3 protein-coding genes are annotated in these 2,187 nt (G+C 75.2%); all 3 read left to right on the top strand.

Annotated elements, in window-relative coordinates; all coding sequences use genetic code 11:
• A partial coding sequence (locus tag ACTUAL_RS12280) for a dihydrofolate reductase family protein (protein WP_440900319.1) occupies positions 1–361 on the top strand: 361 nt, incomplete at its 5' end.
• Between the two features lie 578 nt (positions 362–939).
• Positions 940–1,812 (top strand): hypothetical protein, encoded by an 873-nt coding sequence (locus ACTUAL_RS12285; protein WP_440900320.1) that lies wholly within the window; start codon positions 940–942, stop codon positions 1,810–1,812.
• A 130-nt stretch (positions 1,813–1,942) separates the two neighbouring features.
• A partial coding sequence (locus ACTUAL_RS12290; RefSeq protein ID WP_440900321.1) for a hypothetical protein occupies positions 1,943–2,187 on the top strand: 245 nt, incomplete at its 3' end.

Genomic DNA, 2,187 nt, shown 5'->3' on the forward strand with positions numbered 1-2,187 from the left:
CGACGACCCGCCGTTCCACGCCCCGGTGTTCGTCGTGACCCACGAGCGCCGCGCCCCCTGGGAGCGCCGGGGCGGGACGACGTTCCACTTCGTGAACGACGGCGTCGAGTCCGCGCTGGCCCAGGCGCGGGAGGCCGCGGGCGACCGGGACGTGCGCGTGGCGGGCGGCGGCGAGACGATCCTGCGCCACCTGAACGCCGGACTGGTGGACGAGTTCACCGTCGCCCTGTCCCCGGTGCTGTTCGGCGCGGGCATCCGCCTGTTCGAGGGCGTGGACGCGTCCAGGGTGGCCCTGGAGCAGATCCGCGCCGAGCCCGGCGAGGGGGTGACCCACCTGACCTACGCCGTCAGGCGGCGGTAGGGGCCTGCCTCGCACACGATGGCGACGGGACTCTGCCTCGTGCTCGACGGTAGGTGGGACTCTGCCTCGTGCTCGACGGTTGCTGGGATGCGTCGTCGAGCACGAGGAACCTCAGTCGCCTGGCTGCCCGCTCTCCCTGGCGGCAGCGGTGCGTCAGCGGCCAAGCATCCGCTCCACCAGGAGTTCCGTTGCCGCTCCACCGGCGATTCCGTTGCTGTCCTGCCACATCCCGACGGGAGCTGTCACCGGGGACGGTCCACGTACCGCCGCGCTGTGTGCTGCCGCGCCGTGTGCCGCCGCGTCCCCCTGCCGGGCGAGCGCGTCACCGCGTCCCCCTGCCGGGGAGCGCGTTGAGCGCGGCTGGGTGCTGCCCCTCGACGGCGGTGTCGACGGCGTCCAGTTCGGCCGACGTGCGCGTGACCACCCTGGCCGAGCCCTCCGCGAGTTGGAGTGCGCCCGACTCGCGGCACGGATCGCCGCCCGCTGACCGGATCCGGCCGTACCGCGCCGCCGCCGAACCCCAAAACCCTTGCCCCGCATGACGCCCTGTTCACCGCCTCCCCCTTACGCTGTCCGATGTGGACCTCACCGGCACGGCAACGGGCATCGGGTTGAGCGTGGCCTCCGCGTTCGCCTACGCGGTCGGCGCGGTGCGCCAGCAGCGGCTCGCCCACCTGCCCGGCCGGGTGCTGGCGCGCACGCCCGCGTGGTGGTGGGCGCTCGCCCTGAACGGGGTCGGGGGCGTGCTGCACGTGGCGGCGCTGCTGTTCGGGCCGCTGGTGCTGGTGCAGTCGTTCGGGGTGCTGACCGTGGCGTTCGCCGTGCTGCTGGGCGCGCTCTCCCGGCGCGAGGCCGTCGGGCGGGCCGAGTGGGGCGGGTCCGCGCTGGTGGGCGCCGGTCTGGTCGCGGTGCTGCTGGTCGTGGGGACCGGGTCGGGCGCGCGCGTGCTGTCCGGCGGCGACCTGGTCGGGCTGCTCGCGGTGACGGGCGTGGTGCTCGTGCTGCTCGGGCGCGGGAACGCGGGCGGCCTGCGGCTCGCGGCGGCGGGCGGGATCGCGTTCGGCGTCCTGGCCGCGCTCCTGCAGACCGCGGTGCTGCTCGTCGCCGAGGGCGGCGCGGGCGCGCTGCTGCACGCCGACACCGCGCCGGTCGTGCCCGCCGCGCTCGTGCTGGTCGTCGTGGCCGTGCTGCTCACCCAGCGCTCCTACCGCTACGGCCTCGGCGCGCCGCTGTCGGTCAACACCACCGTGAACCCGCTGACGGCGGCCGTCGTCGGCGTGGTGCTGCTCGGCGAGCGGGTGGGCGGCGAGCCGGGTGACGTGGTGCTGGCGCTGCTCGCCGCGCTGGCCGTCGCCGGTGGCGTCCACCTGCTGTCCCTGGTCCCGGAGCGCCCGCCCGCCACCGACTCGCGCGCCGAGGGGGAGCAGGCCGCGGTCGGCACCGGCCCTTGATCGGCCGGTCGCGGAGGTGTTAGCGTTCACACGAGAGGTGGTGACCCGCGTCACAAGATCCGGCGCGGGGCCCGGTCACCACCAGCGCGCCCAGCACGGTTCCCGTGCTCCGCTGCTCAGGAGGCCCCGCGTGACCAGCAAGCTCCCGCACCGCTTAGCCCGGCTCTGCCTGGCGCTGCTCACCGCCGTCGCCACCGCCGTGGTCGCCGCGTCACCCGCGCAGGCCGCCGCCGGATACCTCTACACCACCTTCAAGGGCGACGGCGCCGCCGACCAGGAGTTGTGGGTCTACTCCTCCACCAACGGCACCAGCTTCAGCGCCCTCGCCGACACGAACTACCGGGGTCCCTCCGGCGTGCTGCGCGACCCGAGCGA

The sequence above is a fragment of the Actinosynnema sp. genome, assembly GCF_052038725.1.